Origin of the sequence: Pseudogemmobacter sonorensis (genome assembly GCF_042762395.1) — a bacterium.
Lineage (GTDB): Bacteria > Pseudomonadota > Alphaproteobacteria > Rhodobacterales > Rhodobacteraceae > Pseudogemmobacter > Pseudogemmobacter sonorensis.
Genome location: NZ_JBEFZE010000005.1, coordinates 104,275 through 123,358 on the forward strand (window position 1 = coordinate 104,275; position 19,084 = coordinate 123,358).

Sequence of the window (19,084 nt, forward strand, 5' to 3'; positions counted from 1 at the left end):
GCTCAGCGGCGCTTGCCCCAGCTGACAGACACATGCTTGCGGGTGAAGAACTGCCCCATCAGCCCGATCATGATGCAGATCACCGCGCACCAGATCGGATATTCGATCGAGGTGAACCGGGCCGAATAATCCAGGAAGGTGAATGCGCGCCCATGGTCGATGGTGTGGTAAAGCGGGTTCCATTCGAACAGCGCCCGCGTCTCGGCCGTGGCGTAGCTGGCGGGAAACATCTTGCCCGAGGCGATCATGTTCGCGCGCTGGTAGATCAGCGACAGCATCCCCACCAGATCCGGCTGCCAGGGTTTCGCGGCATAGAAGATCAGCCCGATCGCCGCGCCGGAAAACCACGACAGCAGGAACATCGCCACCATCCCCACCGGCTGGTGGAAGGTCAGCGGATTGAACAGCGTGTGGTAGAACAGCATGATGACGATCGCGGCGAAGGTCTGCTGATAAAGCGAGGCCAGCGCGGCCGAAACCACCGCCACCACCGGGTTCATCGGCGCATGCATCATCATGGCCGAGGCCGGGCCGTCCGCGCCCGAGACCGCCGCCACCGCCTTGGTATGGGTCAGGAACATGAAGACGCCGGACATGACGTATAGCACGAAATCGCCCCGGATCGCGATCCGCCGCATGCCCAGGATGTCGAACATCACCACGAAGATCACCAGGATCAGCGCCGCCTGCGCGACATTGATCACCATGCCGTAGACCGCGTTGGAATGCGATCCGCGCAACTGGCGGACGGTGGCATGATATAGCAGTTCCAGAAATTCGAACCCCGTGCCCAGCCGGGATTTTCGTGTCGCCTGCGGTCGGAACATCGCCCTTGCCCTTCGAGACTGCCGCCTGATGCCTGATCTTCGCCGGGAAATCTTGCCGTTCCCTTTCCGGCGAAGGATAAGGGGCGCGGGGGGGCATGGCAACAGCAGCGCCCCGGCCCCCCGCGTTTCTGTCGGTGCTTTCGGCGCGCCGTTTCGCGCATGCCGCGCAAGGCGCCCGCTTTCAGGAGGTTTTCCATGGATTTCGCCACGCTCGTCCCGGTTCTGCGCCGTCTTGCGCTTGAGGCCGGGGACAGGATCATGGAGATCTACGACGGACCCGATTTCGAGGTGCGCGCCAAGGGCGACGCCAGCCCCGTGACCGAGGCCGACGAGGCGGCGGATGCGCTGATCTCGGCCGGGCTGCGCGCGGCCTTCCCGGGTGAGGTGCTGATCACCGAGGAACAGGCCGAAAGCCATGCGCTGACCGCCTCGACCTTCCTGATCGTCGATCCGCTGGACGGGACAAAGGAATTCGTCCAGCGCCGGGGCGACTTCACCGTTAACATCGCCTGGGTCGAGAACGGCGTCCCCCTGCGCGGCGTGGTCTACGCGCCCGCGAAGGGGCGGCTGTTCTACACCCTGCCCGACGGGCGCGCGGTCGAGGAGACCGGCCCTTTCGACAAGGAGGCCCCCGGCCCGCTGCGGCCCCTGCGCGTGAATGCCGCGCCCGACAACGACGGGCTTCTGGTCGTGGCCTCGAAATCGCACCGCGACCAGGCGACCGACGACTACATCAACCGCTACCGGGTGAAGGACGCCAAAAGCGCGGGGTCGAGCCTGAAATTCTGCCTCGTCGCCAGCGGAGAGGCCGATTTCTATCCCCGCCTGGGCCGCACGATGGAGTGGGACACGGCGGCGGGCGATGCGGTGCTGCGCGGCGCGGGCGGGCAGGTGCTGCGGCTGGGTGACCACGGCGTGCTGACCTATGGCAAGCCGGGCTGGGACAATCCGCATTTTCTGGCGCTGTCCCCCGGGGTGATGCTGAAATAGCATTGGGAGACGGGCACGAGTGCCGTTAGGATTGCACGGGACAGGCAAGGGAGCGAGATTCGCGGCATCCCGCCGGGCTTTGGGTCCGTATGTCGCTTTCGCCGGGCCTTTTGATCCTGGATGGTGTAGGATTTTTTACAGATTGGACACGATGGCGCCTGAATCGCGCCACAATGGCTTGAAATGCAAACAGTCATGCGGATGGCATCATGCCGCAGGATGGGATTGAGAATGAGTGCGAAAATGAGATCCAAGAAAGTCACCAAAGCCGTTTTCCCGGTTGCAGGGCTTGGAACCCGCTTTCTTCCCGCCACCAAGTCGATCCCGAAAGAGATCATGACCCTGGTGGACCGCCCCCTGATCCAATACGCCATCGACGAGGCCCGAGCCGCCGGAATCAAGGAATTCATCTTCGTCACCTCGCGCGGGAAATCCGCGCTTGAGGATTACTTCGATACCGCGCCCGAGCTTGAGTCCGAGCTGCGCCGCAAGAACAAGACCGAACTGCTTGAGGTGCTGAAGGCCACCAACATGGATTCGGGCGCCATCGCCTATCTGCGCCAGAACCGCCCGATGGGCCTGGGCCATGCGGTCTGGTGCGCGCGCCGCCTGATCGGGGACGAGCCTTTCGCCGTCCTGCTGCCCGACGACGTGATCGCGGCGGAAAAGCCTTGCCTTGCCCAGATGGTCGAAGCCTATGAAGAGACCGGCGGCTGCATGGTCGCCACCATGGAGGTGCCGCCCGCCAAGGCCTCGGCCTATGGGGTGCTCGACATCGACGAGGACATGGGTTCGGTCGTGAAGGCCAGGGGCATGGTCGAGAAGCCGAAGGCGGAAGAGGCGCCCTCGAACCTTGCGGTGATAGGGCGCTATATCCTGTCGCCGAAGGTGATGACCAACCTCAACCGCATGAAACAGGGGGCGGGTGGAGAGATCCAGCTTACCGACGCCATCGCCGACGAGGTCGAGGGCGAGGGCGTCTATGGCTTCCGTTTCCGTGGCATGCGCTATGATTGCGGCTCGAAGGCGGGTTTCTTGCAGGCGACGGTGGCCTTCGGCCTGTCGCGCCCCGATCTGCGCGACGAATTCTCGGCCTATCTCGATGAGATGGTGGCGCAGTCCCGCGCGGCCGAGTAAGGCCGCGCCGCAGCCCTGGGCCGCGGGTGAGATGCCGCCCGTCGGCCTGGATGTCGGCCGCCTGTGGCAGGCCCTGCGGCTGCGTCTGCGCCGCCGCATCCTGATCGCCCGCGCGATCCGCAAGCGGCGCGAATTGCGCCGGGTTGCCGACCGCACCGGGGCGATCGGCAAGGGTGCGATCCTGTGCGCGATGGTGGTTCGCAACGAATCCGCCCGGCTGCCGTATTTCCTGGATCATCACCGCCGCCTGGGCGTCGATCATTTCCTGATCGTGGACAATGCCAGCACCGATGGCACGGCCGGGTTGCTGTGTGACCAGCCGGATGTGTCGCTGTGGTCCACGGGGGCGAGCTACAAGAAATCCCGCTTCGGGCTGGACTGGCTGAACTGGCTGCTGCTGCGCCACGGCCATGGCCATTGGTGCCTTGTCCTCGATGCCGACGAGATCCTGGTCTATCCGCATCACGAGACCCGGCCGCTGCCCGCGCTGACCGAATGGCTTGACGGGGAAGGGGTCGAGAGTTTCGGCGCGATGATGCTGGACCTTTACCCCGAGGGGCGGCTGTCCGAGGCGGTTCATGCCCCGGGGCAGGACCCGCGCGAGGTGCTGGGCTGGTTCGACGGCGGCAATTACTCGGTCCAGGTGCAGCCGAAGATGCGCAACCTGTGGATCCAGGGCGGCCCGCGCGCCCGCGCTCTCTTCGCCGAGGATCCACGCCGCGCGCCGACGCTCAACAAGATCCCGCTGGTGAAATGGCACTGGCGCTATGCCTTTCTGAACTCGACCCACAGCATGCTGCCGCCGCGCCTGAACGCGGTCTATGACGAGACGGGCGGAGAGCGGATTTCCGGCGTGTTGCTGCATACCAAGTTCCTGCCCGAGATCCTGGTGAAATCCGCCGAGGAAAAGGACCGCCGCCAGCATTTCGCCGACCCCGCGCGCTTCGGTGCCTATTACGACGGGCTGATCGCCGATCCGGTGCTGCATTGCCCGGCCTCGTGCCGCTACATCGGCTGGCGGCAGCTTGAGGGGCTGGGGCTTCTGTCGCGCGGCGGCTGGGTCTGAGGCCGCCCGCCCCGCCCCGTCCTACCCGGCGCGCGGAGCGGATTGTTTACTTTTTTCCGGTAAGTCTTTAGGTTCGGAGAGCTGTTTCGGAACCGGGAAACAATGGGCCAGATGCGCAGGGGCTTTCGGCGGGCAGGACCGCCCTTGCATCCGCGCGATGCGGTTCGGGTGCCGATCGGGGCGTTGCGGTTCCTAGTTGATGGTTGCGGGTGCGGGTTTTGGGCGTGATGGGGTCATACAAACTGCGCTGGCGGCGCAAGCGGCTTCTGGCCCGGGCGTTCCTGAAACGCCGCCAGCTTCGCCCGCTTTCGGTGCGGCTCGAGGGGCTGCGGAAGGGCCAGATCCTGCTTTTCGCGACCCTGCGCAACGAACGGATCCGGCTGCCCTATTTCCTGCGATACTACCGCGATCTTGGCGTCGAGCATTTCCTGTTCGTGGACAATGGCAGCGGCGACGGCGGGGGCGACTATCTGGCCGCGCAACCCGATGTCTCGGTCTGGACGACCGACCACAGCTACAAGGCCAGCCGCTACGGCATGGACTGGATCATGCATCTTCTGCGCCGCCACGGCCACGGCCGCTGGTGCCTGACCGTCGATGTCGACGAATTCCTGATCTATCCCTTCTGCGAGACGCGGCCCCTGCGCGCCCTGACCGACTGGCTGGACGCCAGCGGCATCCGCACCTTCTCGGCCATGATGCTGGACATGTATCCCCGCGGCCCGGTCGAGGAACAACCCTATCGCGAGGGGCAGAACCCGTTCGAGATCGCGCAATGGTTCGACAGCGGCAATTACATGATCAGCCGCAACTGGGGCCTTGGCAACCTGTGGATCCAGGGCGGGCCGCGCGCCCGCGCCTTCTTCGCCGACAACCCCAAGGCGGCGCCCGCGCTGAACAAGATCCCGCTGGTGAAATGGCATCGCTCCTATGCCTATGTCAGCTCAACCCATATGATGCTGCCGCGCGGGCTGAACCTGGTTTTCGACGCCTGGGGCGGGGAAAAGGCCTCGGGCTGCCTTCTTCACGCCAAGTTTCTCGATACATTCGCCCTCAAGGCGCAGGAGGAAATGGCGCGCGGGCAGCATTACGCCCAAAGCCGCGAATATGCCGCCTATCTGGAGGGGCTGAGGACGCAGCCGGATTTCTGGTGCAAGTGGAGCGAGAAATACATCAACTGGCGGCAGCTGGAGATTCTGGGTCTCATGTCCAAGGGCAACTGGGCATGACGCTGGGCGTGGTGATGCTGTGCCATACCGCGCTTGACCGCGCGGCCGAGGTGGCCCGCCACTGGTCGGCGAACGGCTGCCCGGTGGTGATCCATGTCGATCGCCGCACCCCGGGGGCCGAGGTCGCGGCGATGAAGGACGCGCTTTCCGATCTGGACGACATCCGCTTCTCGCCCCGCCATGCCTGCGAATGGGGCACCTGGGGCATCGTCGCCGCGACGCAGGCGGCCAGCCGCATCATGCTGGCCGATTTCGATCGGGTCCGCCATGTCTATCTGGCCTCGGGCTCCTGCCTGCCCTTGCGCCCGGTGCAGGAATTGCGCGACTATCTCGACGCCCGCCCGCGCACCGATTTCATCGAAAGCGTGACCACCGCCGATGTCGGCTGGACGGTGGGGGGGCTGAATGCCGAAAGGTTCACCTTGCGGTTCCCCTTCTCCTGGCGCCGCCACCGCTGGCTTTTCGACCGCTATGTCGGCCTTCAGCGCGCGCTCGGCGTGCGTCGCCGCATCCCCGCCGGGCTGGTGCCGCATCTGGGCAGCCAGTGGTGGTGCCTGACGCGCCAGACGCTTTCGGCGATTTTGGAAGGCAAGCAGCGCGCCGTCCATGACCGCTATTTCCGCCGCGTCTGGATTCCGGACGAAAGCTATTTCCAGACGCTGGTGCGCAAGGTCTCGTCGAATGTCGAAAGTCGCTCGTTGACGCTTTCGAAGTTCGACCACCAGGGCAAGCCGCATATCTTCTACGACGATCACCTTCAACTGCTGCGGCGGTCGGATTGCTTCGTCGCCCGCAAGATCTGGCCCCGGGCCGACAAGCTTTACAAGGCCTTCCTGCGCGCCGACCTGGGCAGCCAGCCCCGGGCCGAGCCGAACCCGGGCAAGATCGACCGGCTGTTCTCCAAGGCGACCGAGCGGCGGCTTCAGGGCCGCGCCGGTCTTTACATGCAGTCGCGCTTTCCCAACCGCGACTGGGTGAACGGGCGCAGCGCCGCGCCCTATTCGGTGTTCGAGGGCTTTGCCGAGCTGTTCGAGGGCTTCGACAACTGGCTCTCGAAGGTCGCGGGGATGCGGGTGCATGGCCATCTCTATGCCCCGGGCCGGGCGGAATTCGCGGGCGGCGCGCAGATCTACAACGGCGCGCTCTCGGACAGCGCGGCGCTTCGCGACTACAACCCGCGCGCCTTCCTGACCAATCTCTTGTGGAACACGCGGGGCGAGCGGCAGTGCTTCCAGTTCGGCCCCGGCGACAACCAGAAGATCGCCCCCTTCCTGGTGGGCGATCCGAACGCCCATATCTCGGTGATCTCGGGCGCCTTCGTGGTGCCGCTGTTCCAGGCCAACCGCAATTTCGGTGAGATCCGCGCCGAAGCCGCGCGGCTGCAACGGATCGAGACCAGGTTCCTCACCGCCTTGCGCGACCCTTCGGTCAAGGCCCGGGTGCGGATCTGGAACCTTGCCGAATTCGTCGAAAGCCCGATGGAGCCGCTGCAGACCATCGTGGACGAGATCAGCCCGCGCGCGCTGCGCCGCCTGACCGAGGTGCCGCGGCTCGCCGATCTGACAGGCTTCGGCCAGTTCCTGCAAAACCTGCGCAATCAGGGCATGAAGCCCGAATTGATGGGCGATTTCCCCGTGGATGGCGATCTGCCGACCCCCGGCGGCCGCCGCCCGCGCCCCTATCTGGTGAAATGACATCTTGGCCCCGACCTTCACCTCTTTCGTGCTGTTTGCCGAGATGCGGACCGGCTCGAATTTCCTCGAAGCCAATCTGAACGCGCTGCCGGGCGTCTCCTGCCTGGGCGAGGTCTTCAATCCCCATTTCATCGGCAAGAAGGACCAGACCGAGATGTTCGGTCTGGATCTCGCGGCGCGAGAGCGTGACCCGCTGGAACTGCTGCGCCGCCTGCGCGCGCAGGTGCCCGGACTGCCGGGCTTTCGCTTCTTCCACGATCACGACCCGCGCGTCCTGCCCGCGCTGCTCGACGATCCGGCCTGCGCCAAGATCATCCTGACCCGCAACCCCGTCGACAGCTATGTCAGCTGGAAGATCGCCCAGGCGACCGGCCAGTGGAAGCTGACCAATATCAAGAATCTCAAGACCGCCCGGGCGCGGTTCGACGCGGCCGAGTTCACGGCGCATCTCGAAGCCTTGCAGGATTTCCAGATCCGGTTGATGCATGGGCTGCAGATCACCGGCCAGACCGCCTTCTACATCGATTACGACGATATCCAGGACCTGGCGGTGCTGAACGGTCTGGCGAGCTTCCTGGGGGTTGAGGCCCGGCTCGACGCCCCAGACGCCACGCTCAAGAAGCAAAACCCCGAGGAGATCGCCGACAAGGTCGAAAACCTCGACGAGATGGCGGCGGCGCTGGCGCGGCTCGACCGTTTCAACCTGTCGCGCAGTCCGAATTTCGAGCCACGCAGGCCACCGGCCATCCCCTCCTTCGTCGCCTCCGGGGCGGGCCTGCTCTACATGCCGGTGCGCTCGGGTCCCGAAAAGCGGGTGCGCGCCTGGCTCGACGCGCTCGGCGCCGCGATCAGCGCGGATTTCACCCAGAAAAGCCTGCGACAATGGAAGCGCGCCCATCCCGGCCATCGCAGCTTCACCGTGATCCGCCATCCGCTGCTGCGCGCCCATGCCGCTTTTCTCGACATGATCGTCTCGGGCCGCCGGGCCGAACATCGCGCGCTTCTGATCCGCGCCCACAAGGCCGATCTGCCGCCGCCGGGCCGGGCGTTTGCCGATGACGACCAGCATCGCGCGGCCTTCCTGACCTTCCTGCGCTACGCCAAGCTTTCCACCGGCGGCCAGACCGGCCAGAAGGTCGATCCGAACTGGGCGAGCCAGGGCGCGGTGCTGCAAGGTTTCGCGGGTTTCCAGGCCCCCGATCTGGTGATCCGCGAGGACAGGCTGGCCGAGGGCCTGGCTTGGCTGGCCGCCGAACGGGGCCTGCCCGCCGTGCCGCCCCCCTCCGACGATGCCGCCGCCCGGGCGCTGGAGGCGATCTGGACCCCGGATCTGGAAGAGGCCGCGCAAGAGGCCTACAGCCGCGACTACATGGCATTTGGCTTCGAAAGCTGGAAGACCTGACCGCCCGTCGCCTCCGGCCGAATCCCCCCCCCCCGACGCCCTCATTTCTTCTTTGCAAAAATATCCCGGGGGTGAGGCCCGCAAGGGCCGAGGGGGCAGCGCCCCCTGACCTAGCCCCCGCCCCGACCGCCCCCCGCGGCCATCAAGCCGCCTGGGTCGCCTTCGATTCGATCAGGATCTCGTAAAGCTTCGCCGGATCGTTGTTGGCCCGCAGCTTCGCCACCATCGCGGCATCGCGCATGGTGCGGCTGACCAGCGCCAGCGCCTTCAGATGGTCCACGCCCGAGTCCTTCGGCGCCAGCAGGCCGAAGACCAGGTCCACCGGCTGGCGGTCGACGCTGTCGTAATCCAGCGGCTTCTCCAGCCGGATGAAGATCCCGGCGATCCGGTCGAGATCTTCAAGCCGGGCATGGGGCAGGGCGATGCCATGCCCCACGCCGGTCGGCCCAAGGGCCTCGCGCTCCTGCAGGCCGTCGAAGGCCAGGGCCGATTCGATGCCATAGGCCTGCTGGGCGATCTCGCCCAACTCCTGGAACAGTCGCTTCTTCGAGGTGAACTGCCCGACGACGCGGACAGCAGAGGGAAGGAGAAGGTTGGAAAGTTCCATGACGGGGGGATCCTGTGGTCGAAGCAGGGCGTGACCGGGCTGATGCCGGTTACCTGCTGTTGCGGGGGTCGATCCAGCCGATGTTGCCGTCTTCGCGACGATACACCACGTTCACGCCCCCATGGCCTTCGTTACGGAAGACGAGCATCCTCTGCCCCGCCAGCTCCATCTGCATCACGGCCTCGCCCACGGTGACGGAGGGGATCTTCGTCTCCATCTCGGCGATGACCACGGGTGCAAGCGTTTCTGGCTCGGCATCCTCGGCCTCCTCGGATGGGGCGAAGATATAGGTCGGCGCGGCGTCGAATTCAACCGGGGCCTTTCGGGTGGTGTTGTGGCTGCGCAGGCGGCGTTTGTAGCGGCGGATCTGCTTGTCGATCCGCTCGCGCGCGCTTTCGAAGGCGGCGTAGATCTCGGTCGCCTGGCCCTTGGCCTGGACGGTCAGCCCGGTCGAGAGGTGAATCGCGGTTTCACAGATGAATTCATGGGCGGATTTCGAGAAGACGACCAGGCATTCGGTCGGGCGTTGCGCGTATTTCTCGACGACTTCGCCGATCTCGGCCTTGACATGGGTGGTCAGGGCATCGCCGATATCGATCTGTTTTCCGCTGATCTGGTAGCGCATGAAACCTCCTCTTTCTGGTCTTGGGTGCCGGAGGCAACGTCACGTCACATCCGACGGGTCGTTACTTCTATCTGGGTGGGACGGGAGAAATCCGCAAGGCGACCGGCCGGGCCGCCACGCCCGCGAGGGGCCGGTTCGACTGTCTGATCCAGGGGGCATTGGATGCGCTCATGCAACCATTTGGTGACAGAGCGGGCGGAGTGTCAACAGAATCGGCGGGGTGTTTCAGATGATGCGGAAATTCTCGCCCAGATAGACCCGGCGCACGGTTTCGTCGCGCACCACCTCGTCCGTGGTCCCCGACATCAGCACCTTGCCGTCGTGCAGGATATAGGCGCGGTCCACGATCTCCAGCGTCTCGCGCACGTTGTGGTCGGTGATCAGCACGCCGATGCCGCGCCCCTTCAGATCATGGACCAGATGGCGGATCTCGCCCACCGCGATCGGGTCCACGCCCGCGAAAGGCTCGTCCAGAAGCAGATATTTCGGATCGGCGGCCAGGCAGCGCGCGATCTCGACCCGCCGCCGCTCGCCCCCCGAAAGCGCAAGCGCGGGGGCCTGGCGCAGATGGGTGATCGAGAATTCGCTGAGCAGCTCCTCCAGCCGCTCGCGCCGCTTGTGGCGGTCGGGGACGGCGATCTCCAGCACGGCGAGGATATTGTCCTCGACCGAGAGGCCGCGAAAGATCGAGACCTCCTGCGGCAGATAGCCGATGCCCAACCGCGCGCGGCGATACATCGGCAGCGCGGTCACGTCGCGCCCGTCGATCAGCACCTGACCGCCCTCGGGCGTGACCAGCCCGGCGATGGAATAGAAACAGGTGGTCTTGCCCGATCCGTTCGGGCCAAGCAGCGCCACCACCTCGCCCCGGTTCAGATCCATCGTCACATCGCGGATCACCGGGCGCTTCTTGTAGCTCTTGCGCAGCCCGCGCACCGAAAGCCCGGTCCGGCCGCCCGCGGTTTGGCCGCCTGCGGTTTCGGGCGCGTCGAGCGGCAGGGAAATCACATCCGCCATCAGTTTCCGCCCGGCACGAAGGTCGTCGAGACCCGCCCCTCCACCACGCCGGTTCCGCTTTTCAGGTCCAGCCGCAGGGTCTGGCCCGCGATGGCGGTGGCGCCCTGGGTCAGCAGGACGTCGCCGGTCATCACCACCTGGCCCGAGGCGATGGTATAGACCGCCTCGCGCGATTGCGCCGCATCCGAGAGGCTGACGATCAGCACCCCGCCCGAGGCATGAAGCCGCTCGATCCCGCTGCGGTCCTCGGCATATTCGACGCGGATCTCCCCGGCGGAAAGCCGCAGGTCGCCCTGCACCACCAGGACATTGCCGGAAAACAGCGCCGTGCCGTCGGCATTGTTCAGGGACAGGCTGTCGGAATCGATGGTGACGGGCTGGCTGGTATCCTGCTCCAGCCCGCCGAACGAGACTTCCGCCTGCTGCGCCGATGCGCCCCATGCGGGGACGAGGGCAAGCAGAAGGCCAAGGCTGAGGGCAGAAAGCGGGGGTCTCATCGAACTATCCGATCTGGGGGCGCGCGTATCAGCTTTCGGGCTGGTATAGCAACTTAACCCGGCCCGAGAAAACCAGAAGATATTCCCCGCCGGTTCCGGCACCCTCCTGTTGCTGCAGCACCATGCCAGTGGCCTCGATCCGTCCGGCGGGGCCGATGGCGATGACATCGCCCGGGGCGGTCAGGCCGGACCGGTCGAGCGTGACGGTCAGCGCGGCGGTCTCGATCCGGTAGCCGGTCGAGGTTTCGACGACCACGCCCTCGGAAAGCTCCAGTTCGCGCGCGGCATTGTCAAGCCGCGCCGCCCCGGCGGCGATCCGGCTTTCGCCGCCGTCCGGCATGGAAAGCAGCGCGGTGACGCCCTCGGCCTCGGCGGTCTCCTCGGCGGTGGCGGGGCGGGCGGCCTCGGCGGTCAGGGTGATCGCCGTGCCGTCCTCGGTGGTGCCCGCATAGGTCGGCGCCGTCATGCGCGGATCGCGGGCCAGGGCCTCGACATCGACCTCGGCATAGGGGATGGCGGCGGAAGGGTCGATCCGGTCGGCCAGCAGGAAAAGCGTGGACAAAAGCGCCAGCGCCGCAAGCGGCAGCACGACCTTCAACCAGCCGACGATACGGGAATGGCGGTCGATCGCGGGCATCGGGTCAGCACCGTCTAATGGTGGAAGATGTCATTCAGGTCGCCCCAGCCCAGCAGGTCCATCTCGGCCCTGACCGGCAGGAAGTCGAACAGCCGGGCGGCAAGCTCCATCCGGCCCTCGCGGATCAGGCGCTCTTCCAGCCCGGCCTTGAGCCGGTGCAGGTAAAGCACGTCCGAGGCGGCATATTCCCTCTGCGCCTCGGTCAGATCGGCCGCACCCCAGTCCGAGGTCTGCTGCTGCTTCGACACGTCGACGCCGACCAGATCGGCCAGAAGATATTTCAGCCCGTGGCGGTCGGTATAGGTGCGCACCAGTTTCGAGGCGATCTTGGTGCACCAGACCGGCGCGCAGGCCACGCCGAAAGCCTGGCGCAGGGCGGCGATGTCGAAGCGCCCGAAGTGGAACAGCTTCACGACGCCGGGATCGGCCAGCAGCGCCTCCAGACGCGGCGCCCGGCTCTGTCCGCGCGCGATCTGCACCAGATGCGCATCGCCGTCCCCGGCCGAAAGCTGGACGAGGCACAGCCGGTCGCGGCGCGGGTCCAGCCCCATGGTCTCGGTGTCGATGGCGACGACGGGGCCAAGGTCCAGCCCCTCGGGCAGGTCGTTGCGATGCAGGTGGATTGCCACGGCGCCTCTCCGAAAATCCGGCCCTCCCGGACCGTCCAGAGGCCGCATTAGCCCCGCCGCCGCCGCCGGTCAACCGCGCGGCCCGCCCGCCCGCTTTGAAATACCCCGGGCCAAGGCCCGAATCGACCCCAGAGCCCAAAAAACCGACTGCCCCCATCGACAACGCCCCCCCCGGCCATGGCCAAAACCCGGCAATCCCCTTTCTTCTTTGCAAAAATATCCCGGGGGAGGCCGAAGGCCCGGGGGCAGCGCCCCCGTCCGCGCTTTCCCCCCCTCGCCCCGCCGCCCTCAGATCGACAGCGCCGCCTGCAGCGCCTCGCGCGACAGCCCGGCCTTGGGATGGCGCAGGTTCACCGCGCCGCGCTTGAGCACATAGAACGCGTCCCCCAGCTCATAGGCGAAGTCGAAATACTGCTCGACCAGGACGATCGCCATATCGCCCTTGGCCTTGAGATACTCGATCACCCGGCCGATCTGCTGGATGATATTGGGCTGGATCCCCTCGGTCGGCTCATCCAGAAGCAGCACCTTGGGCTTCATGATCATCGCCCGCGCGATGGCAAGCTGCTGCTGCTGGCCGCCCGACAGGTCGCCCCCCCGGCGGTGGCCCATATCCTTGAGCACCGGGAACAGCTCGTAGATCTCGTCGGGCACGCGATGTTCGGCCTTCGGCAGCAAGGCATAGCCGGTCTCAAGGTTCTCCTTCACCGTCAGCAGCGGAAAGATCATCCGCCCCTGCGGCACCACCGACAGCCCGCGCCGCGCCATGTCCTGGGCCCGCAGCACCGGCAGTTCCTGCCCGTCCAGCACCACCTTGCCGCCCGAGCGCGGATGCGTCCCCGCCAGCGCCTTGAGAAGCGAGGTCTTGCCCACCCCGTTCGTGCCCATGACGCAGGTCACCATGCCGGGTTTCGCCTCAAGGTCGATGCCGTAAAGGATCTGGCTGCCGCCGTAATGCAGGGTCAGGCTTTCGGTCTTCAGCATCTCAGCGCCCCAGATAGACTTCGATCACTTGCGGATCCCGGGTCACATGGTCGAGGCTGCCCTCGGCCAGGACCGAGCCCTCGTGCAACACCGTCACCCGGCAGTTCAGGCGGCGGATGAATTCCATGTCATGCTCGACCACCACCACGGCGCGGGTCCTGGCCAGGTCCACCAGCAGCGCCGTCGTCTGCTCGCGTTCGGAAAACGACATGCCGGCCGCGGGTTCGTCCACCAGAAGCAGCTTCGGCTCCTGCGCCAGCAGCATGGCGATCTCCAGCCATTGCTTCTGGCCGTGCGACAATTCCCCGGCCTTGCGCGCCAGATGCGCGCCCAGGCCCACCTGCGCCGCCAGTTCGGCGATGCGGTCGTGATCGCCCGGGCTTTCGCGCCAGAACAGCACCCGCCAGGGGCCGCGCGCGGCCTTCAGCGCCAGCATCAGGTTCTCGGTGACGCTCTGGTCCTCGAAGACGGTAGGGCGCTGGAACTTGCGGCCGATCCCGGCGCGGGCGATCTGCGCCTCGCTCATCTTCAGGAGCGAGCGCGACAGCGGCCCGAACAGGACCTTTCCGGTGTCGGGCCGGGTCTTGCCGGTGACGATGTCCATGAAGGTGGTCTTGCCTGCGCCGTTCGGGCCGATGACGGCGCGCAGCTCGGCCGGGCCGATCTCGAAGGAGAGGTTGTTGATGGCGCGGAACCCGTCGAAGGTGACTGAAACGCCCGAGACTTCGAGAAGCGCGCTCATTCCCCGCCCTCCGTCCCGGGTCCGGTCGGTCGGCGGCGCCGGGGGATCTTGTCGAAGAGCCCGCCGATCCCCTTGGGCGCGAAGAGGGTGACAAGGACGAAGGACAGCCCCAGAAGCACCGTCCACCAGTCGACCCAGTTGATGGTGTAGAAGCCGAGCGGGATCGAGGGCGCCATGCCGCCGGTGAACCAGCTTGACAGCAGCGTGACGATGAAGGCACCGATCACCGCGCCGTAAAGCCGCCCGCGCCCGCCGATCGCCACCCAGACCGCCAGGTAGATCGAGGCGATCGGGGCAAGCTCGGCCGGGTTGATGATGCCGGCCTGCGGATAGTAGAGCGCGCCTCCGATGGCGGCGATCACCGCCGTCAGGGTGAAGACGAAAAGCTTGTAGCCCTCGACCGGGTAGCCCATGAAGCGCAGCCGCTGTTCGTCGTCGCGGATGGCGCGCAGGGCGCTGCCGAACTTGCCGCCAGTGATCCAGGCCAGCAGCAGGTAGCCAAGGCCGAGGAGCAGGGCCGAGCCGAGGAAGAACCAGATCGAGATCACCGCCTGCGAGACATGGCCCAGCCCCGGCATGTTCTGAAGCCCGGAAAGCCCGTTGTTGCCGCGCAGCCCGGAATCGTTCTGGAACAGGTAAAGCGCCAGCGCCAGCGTCATCGCCTGGGTCAGGATCGACAGATAGACCCCGTTCACCCGCGCCCGGAAGGCCAGCCAGCCGAAGACCAGCGCCAGGAGCCCCGGCACGACGACGATCATCGGGATCTGCAACCAGGCGGTATGGGCGAAGCTCCAGATCAGCGGCAGATCTGACGTGCCGACCACGCCGAAGATCTGGCTGGTGACGCCCTGGGCGATCTCTTGCGGCGTGGCGGGCAGGGGCGAGCCCGCCAGCGCCTGCACCACGATCTCTTCGGTGCGGGCATACATCAGCCACATGCCGATCATGTAGCCGCCAAGCGCGAAAAAGGCCATGTGGCCGAGCGACAGGATGCCGGTATAGCCCCAGATCAGATCCATCGCGAGCGCGACCAGCGCGAGGCAGAGCGTCTTGCCCAGGACCTTGACGAAGGCGGTGGGGATGACGCCGATGCCCAGCCCCTCGGACAGCAGCGTGATCGCAAGGGTGAAGCCCGACAGGATCAGCAGGAACCACAGGGTGGAGGGGTTTTTCGCGAAGAAACCTCGGGTCATCTGCGGTCTCCGATGGGCTGGATCGGCCGGGCTCCGGGCGGGATGGCGGGCGGGATGGCGAGGGTCGGAGCGGGGGCCAGCCCCCGCACCCCCGGGATATTTCGGCCAAGATGAAGGAGGAAGGTCGTGGTGGGGTGGCGGGGCATGTGGGGCATGGATCAATCCCCCGCCGCGCGGCCCCTGAGGGCGATGATGCCCCGGGGGCGGAACTGGATGAAGAGGATGATGAAGAGGATCATGTAGGTCTGCGCGGCCAGGGTATTGGCGGGGTTCAGCCACTCGATGACCTTCTGCAGCCCGCCGATCAGCGCCGCCCCGGCCAGGGTGCCCCAGATATTGCCCACCCCGCCCACGACCACGGTCATGAAGCTTTGCACGATGTAGTCCGAGCCGAGTTCAGAGGTGACCTTGGCGAAGAGCCCGATGGCCACCCCCGCGATCCCGGCGATGCCGGAGCCCAGGCCGAAGGTCAGCATGTTGATGCGGTCGGGATCGATCCCCATCGACGCCGCCATCGAGGGGTTCTGTGTCACGGCGCGGACCTCCAGCCCCAGGCGGGTGCGCTTCATCAGCCACAGGAAGAAGATCAGGAAGATCATCGCCATGACGAAGATCGCCACCCGGATATAGCTGATCGCCACGATGTCGTTGAAGGCGAGCTGCCCGTCGAGCCAGGCGGGCGCGGTCAGCGGGCGCGCCTGGGTGCCGAAGATGTTCTTCGCGATCTGCTGGAGCGCGATCGAGATCCCGAAGGTGGCGAGCAGGGTTTCGAGCGGGCGCTTGTAGAGATGGCGGATCACCAGCCTTTCCATCGCGACACCGGCCAGGAAGGTCACCGCGAAGGCCAGCGGCAGCGCGATCAGGATCGAGACCGTCCGGTCGGGGATGAACAACTGCACGACATAGCCGGTATAGGCGCCCATCATGATGAATTCGCCATGCGCCATGTTGATCACCCCCATCACGCCGAAGGTGATGGCAAGGCCGATGGCGGCCAGGAAATAGATCGAGGCCAGCGAGACCGCGTCGAGGCCGAGGTCGGCGGCCTGCATCAGCGCGACCTTGGTCTCGATACTGTCGAGCGTGTCGCGCGCGGCGGCGGTGATCTCGGCATTCGGCTGGCGGTATTCGTCGAAGAAGACATGGGCGGAGAGCGCCTCGGCCACCTCGGCATCGGTGGCGGCGGCGGGGACGGAGCCCGCGGCCTCCAGCGCCTCCCAGGCGCGGTCGCGTCCGGCCTGGCTGGCCAGTTCCGCCAGCGGCACGCCGCCGACCGCGCCGTCGACGATATTGGCGGCCAGCGCGGTCTTCTGCTCGGCCGTCGTCATATGGGGCGGGGCGAGTCCGGCGGAAACCAGCAGCGCATAGGCCTCGGCCTCGTCCAGATTCTCGCCCGGGGTCAGGACGGCGGCGATGTTCGTGCCCTCGGGCAGTTCGGTCGCCACCTTGCGGGTGGTCGCCAGAAGCGGGTTCAGCGCCGCGCGCACGTCGAGGGAGATGTCGCCGCGAAAGCCCTCCATCGCTGCGATCCGGTCGGCGATGAGGGGGGCGTGCTGAAGGGTGACAAGGCGTTCCAGCCGCGCGATCCGGGCCTTCAGCACCGGGTCGGTTTCGGTGAGGGCGGCGTCGCGCAGCGGCTCGATATGGGCCTCGGAGGGCGAGCGGGCGATGGAATCGAGCGCCTGCGCGCGGCGCGCGGGATCGGGATCGGTCAGGGTGAATTCGACCAGCGCGGCGGCGATCAACTCGCGCACGCCGGCATTGGGGCGCAGTTCGGTGACGGTGCCGCGCGGCGCAGTCCCGGCGTCGGTGCCGTCGAGCGCGGTCAGCGCCCAGTCGTCGCCCTGGCGCGCGATGATGTAGAACCGCCCGTCCGCCGCGTTCAGGCCAAGGACCCGGTCGCCCCAGGCCTGGAGCATGGCGGCGGCGGCGGGATCGCGGGTCTCGACGATGGCGTCGATCACCGGGCCGATGGTCTGGCGCGAGGGCTTTTCGATCTGGTCGCGGTGTTCGGCCAGCACGGCATCGAGCGGCATTCCGCCCTGGGCCCGCGCAGCCGCGGGCATGACGAGAAGCACCGCCAGGATCAGCGGCAGGAGAAAGCGGAACATGCGGCCCCCGGGAGACGGTCTGGGGACCCCGGGCGACGGAAGCGCGCCCGGGGCCCGAGGTCAGGTCAGTAGTTCGAGGTCAACTGGACGCAGGTCTCGGTCTCGGTGTTGAACATGCCGCATTTGAGGTCTTTCCAATCCGCTTCCAGCACCGCCGATTCCGGCAGGTGGTCGGTCCAGGCGTCGCCCGGAACGGGGTCGGTCTGGCTAATGATGTCGAACTGGCCGTCGGCGCGGATCTCGCCGATCAGGACGGGCTTGGTCAGGTGGTGGTTCGCCAGCATCTCGGCGGTGCCGCCGGTCAGGTTGGGGAAGGTCTGGCCGACCATGGCGTCGATGACGGTATCGACATCGGTGGTCCCGGCCTGGGTCACCGCGTTCACCCACATGTTGAAGCCGATGTAATGGGCCTCCATCGGGTCATTGGTGACGCGGGCGTCGTTCTGGATGAAGCTTTTCCAGGCGGCGATGAAGGTTTCGTTTTCCGGGGTTTCGGCGGATTGGAAGTAGTTCCAGGCCGCGAGATGGCCGACGAGGTTCGAGGTGTCGAGGCCCGAAAGCTCTTCCTCGCCGACCGAGAAGGCGACGACGGGGATGTCGTCGGCCGAGACGCCCGCCGCGGCCAGTTCCTTGTAGAAGCCGATATTGGCGTCGCCGTTGATGGTCGAGATCACGCCGACCTTCTTGCCGTCGGCGCCGAGCGCGACGACATCGGCCACGATCGAGGACCAGTCGCTCTGGCCGAAGGGGGTGTAGTTGACGAAGATGTCCTCGGCGGCGATGCCCTTGGATTTCAGATAGGCCTCGAGGATGTTGTTCGTGGTGCGCGGATAGACGTAATCGGTGCCCAGAAGCGCGAATTTCTCGACGCCCAGTTCCTCAAGGAAATAATCGGTCGCGGGGATGGCTTGCTGATTGGGCGCGGCGCCGGTGTAGAAGACGTTGCGCGAGGATTCCTCGCCCTCGTATTGCACCGGGTAGAACAGAAGGCCGTTCAGCTCCTCGATGACCGGCAGAACCGCTTTGCGCGACACGCTGGTCCAGCAGCCGAACATCACGTCGACGCCCGAGACCGTGATCAGCTCGCGCGCCTTTTCGGTGAAGAGCGGCCAGTCCGAGGCCGGATCGACCACCACCGCCTCAAGCTGGCGGCCCAAGAGGCCGCCCTTGGCGTTCTGCTGTTCGATCAGCATCAGCATCACGTCCTTGAGCGTGGTTTCCGAGATGGCCATGCTGCCGGAAAGCGAATGCAGGATGCCGACCTTGATCGGCCCTTCCTGCGACAATGCGATGCGCGGCGTGACCAGCGGCGCGGCAATGGCGGCGGCGCCCATGGAAAGCAGCGAACGGCGCGAAAATTTCATAGAATATCCCCATGTTAGACCGCCCCGTGCCGCCTGTGCCCTGCAACGAGGGTCGGCGATCTTGCGTCGGGCGGCGTTATCGTTGCGAGTTTGCCGATGGAGCCGGATCCATGTGGCCAGAGGCCTCTTCCTGCATCTGGCCGAGGTTTCGGCTCCGAAGGCAAAATGAGCCCGCGGCGGGGATTGTCACAATTCTTCTGTCATGCAGAGGTCAGAGAATCTGCGGCCCGCGCAGGCTGGTGATGAATAACCGTGCGCGGGCCCGGATTTTGCCCATGAAACCGGCAGATCCTGTCGCGCCGGGGGCTGGCCATTCCCCCGGCGGCAGGCTGC

General features: G+C 66.2%; 18 protein-coding genes. 6 read left to right on the forward strand and 12 right to left on the reverse strand.

Annotation, left to right across the window (positions count from 1 at the left end; translation table 11 throughout):
- Nucleotides 1–2 precede the first annotated feature (2 nt).
- Entirely contained in the window at nucleotides 3–827 is an 825-nt protein-coding gene (locus ABNX41_RS05830) for an ABC transporter permease (protein WP_438668783.1), read from the reverse strand.
- Nucleotides 828–1,022: 195 nt separating this feature from the next.
- On the opposite strand from ABNX41_RS05830, the gene cysQ reads away from it, so the two are divergent.
- The 6 genes from cysQ (at nucleotide 1,023) to ABNX41_RS05860 (ending at nucleotide 8,345) form a co-directional block, all read left to right on the forward strand.
- A complete protein-coding gene (gene cysQ, locus ABNX41_RS05835; protein ID WP_438668784.1) occupies nucleotides 1,023–1,817 on the forward strand; it encodes a 3'(2'),5'-bisphosphate nucleotidase CysQ in 795 nt (264 codons plus the stop codon).
- 243 nt (nucleotides 1,818–2,060) lie between these two features.
- Complete coding sequence (galU, locus tag ABNX41_RS05840) at nucleotides 2,061–2,954, forward strand: UTP--glucose-1-phosphate uridylyltransferase GalU (RefSeq protein WP_438668785.1); 894 nt, start codon at nucleotides 2,061–2,063, stop codon at nucleotides 2,952–2,954.
- Nucleotides 2,955–2,985: 31 nt separating this feature from the next.
- Nucleotides 2,986–4,020 (forward strand): glycosyltransferase family 2 protein, encoded by a 1,035-nt coding sequence (locus ABNX41_RS05845; RefSeq protein ID WP_438668786.1) that lies wholly within the window; start codon nucleotides 2,986–2,988, stop codon nucleotides 4,018–4,020.
- A 227-nt stretch (nucleotides 4,021–4,247) separates the two neighbouring features.
- Complete coding sequence (locus ABNX41_RS05850) at nucleotides 4,248–5,249, forward strand: glycosyltransferase family 2 protein (RefSeq protein WP_438668787.1); 1,002 nt, start codon at nucleotides 4,248–4,250, stop codon at nucleotides 5,247–5,249.
- Nucleotides 5,246–6,943, forward strand: coding sequence for a DUF5927 domain-containing protein (locus ABNX41_RS05855; RefSeq protein WP_438668788.1), 1,698 nt, complete (start codon nucleotides 5,246–5,248; stop codon nucleotides 6,941–6,943). Before ABNX41_RS05850 ends, ABNX41_RS05855 begins: the two co-directional genes overlap by 4 nt.
- A gap of 4 nt (nucleotides 6,944–6,947) precedes the next feature.
- On the forward strand, nucleotides 6,948–8,345 hold the full coding sequence (locus ABNX41_RS05860) for a nodulation protein NodH (RefSeq protein WP_438668789.1): 1,398 nt from the start codon (nucleotides 6,948–6,950) through the stop codon (nucleotides 8,343–8,345).
- Between the two features lie 142 nt (nucleotides 8,346–8,487).
- On the opposite strand, the gene ABNX41_RS05865 is transcribed toward ABNX41_RS05860, so the two are convergent.
- From ABNX41_RS05865 to urtA, 11 genes are all read right to left on the reverse strand, one after another.
- Entirely contained in the window at nucleotides 8,488–8,952 is a 465-nt protein-coding gene (locus tag ABNX41_RS05865; RefSeq protein ID WP_438668790.1) for a PTS sugar transporter subunit IIA, read from the reverse strand.
- A 49-nt stretch (nucleotides 8,953–9,001) separates the two neighbouring features.
- Complete coding sequence (hpf, locus tag ABNX41_RS05870; RefSeq protein ID WP_438668791.1) at nucleotides 9,002–9,577, reverse strand: ribosome hibernation-promoting factor, HPF/YfiA family; 576 nt, start codon at nucleotides 9,575–9,577, stop codon at nucleotides 9,002–9,004.
- Between the two features lie 225 nt (nucleotides 9,578–9,802).
- Nucleotides 9,803–10,594, reverse strand: coding sequence for an LPS export ABC transporter ATP-binding protein (gene lptB, locus ABNX41_RS05875; RefSeq protein ID WP_438668792.1), 792 nt, complete (start codon nucleotides 10,592–10,594; stop codon nucleotides 9,803–9,805).
- Nucleotides 10,594–11,091 carry an LptA/OstA family protein gene (locus ABNX41_RS05880; protein WP_438668793.1) on the reverse strand — a complete coding sequence of 166 codons (498 nt, stop codon included), beginning with the start codon at nucleotides 11,089–11,091 and terminating at the stop codon, nucleotides 10,594–10,596. Before ABNX41_RS05880 ends, lptB begins: the two co-directional genes overlap by 1 nt.
- 28 nt (nucleotides 11,092–11,119) lie before the next feature.
- Nucleotides 11,120–11,728 (reverse strand): LPS export ABC transporter periplasmic protein LptC, encoded by a 609-nt coding sequence (lptC, locus tag ABNX41_RS05885; protein ID WP_438668794.1) that lies wholly within the window; start codon nucleotides 11,726–11,728, stop codon nucleotides 11,120–11,122.
- Between the two features lie 14 nt (nucleotides 11,729–11,742).
- Entirely contained in the window at nucleotides 11,743–12,357 is a 615-nt protein-coding gene (locus tag ABNX41_RS05890; RefSeq protein WP_438668795.1) for a ribonuclease D, read from the reverse strand.
- Nucleotides 12,358–12,645: 288 nt separating this feature from the next.
- On the reverse strand, nucleotides 12,646–13,341 hold the full coding sequence (gene urtE / locus ABNX41_RS05895) for an urea ABC transporter ATP-binding subunit UrtE (protein WP_438668796.1): 696 nt from the start codon (nucleotides 13,339–13,341) through the stop codon (nucleotides 12,646–12,648).
- 1 nt (nucleotide 13,342) lies between these two features.
- Complete coding sequence (gene urtD / locus ABNX41_RS05900; RefSeq protein ID WP_438668797.1) at nucleotides 13,343–14,083, reverse strand: urea ABC transporter ATP-binding protein UrtD; 741 nt, start codon at nucleotides 14,081–14,083, stop codon at nucleotides 13,343–13,345.
- Complete coding sequence (gene urtC / locus ABNX41_RS05905) at nucleotides 14,080–15,276, reverse strand: urea ABC transporter permease subunit UrtC (RefSeq protein WP_438668798.1); 1,197 nt, start codon at nucleotides 15,274–15,276, stop codon at nucleotides 14,080–14,082. Before urtC ends, urtD begins: the two co-directional genes overlap by 4 nt.
- A 158-nt stretch (nucleotides 15,277–15,434) precedes the next feature.
- On the reverse strand, nucleotides 15,435–17,387 hold the full coding sequence (gene urtB / locus ABNX41_RS05910) for an urea ABC transporter permease subunit UrtB (protein WP_438668799.1): 1,953 nt from the start codon (nucleotides 17,385–17,387) through the stop codon (nucleotides 15,435–15,437).
- Nucleotides 17,388–17,452: 65 nt separating this feature from the next.
- Nucleotides 17,453–18,721: an urea ABC transporter substrate-binding protein gene (gene urtA, locus ABNX41_RS05915; RefSeq protein WP_438668885.1), complete on the reverse strand. Its 1,269-nt coding sequence runs from the start codon at nucleotides 18,719–18,721 to the stop codon at nucleotides 17,453–17,455.
- Between the last annotated feature and the right edge of the window lie 363 nt (nucleotides 18,722–19,084).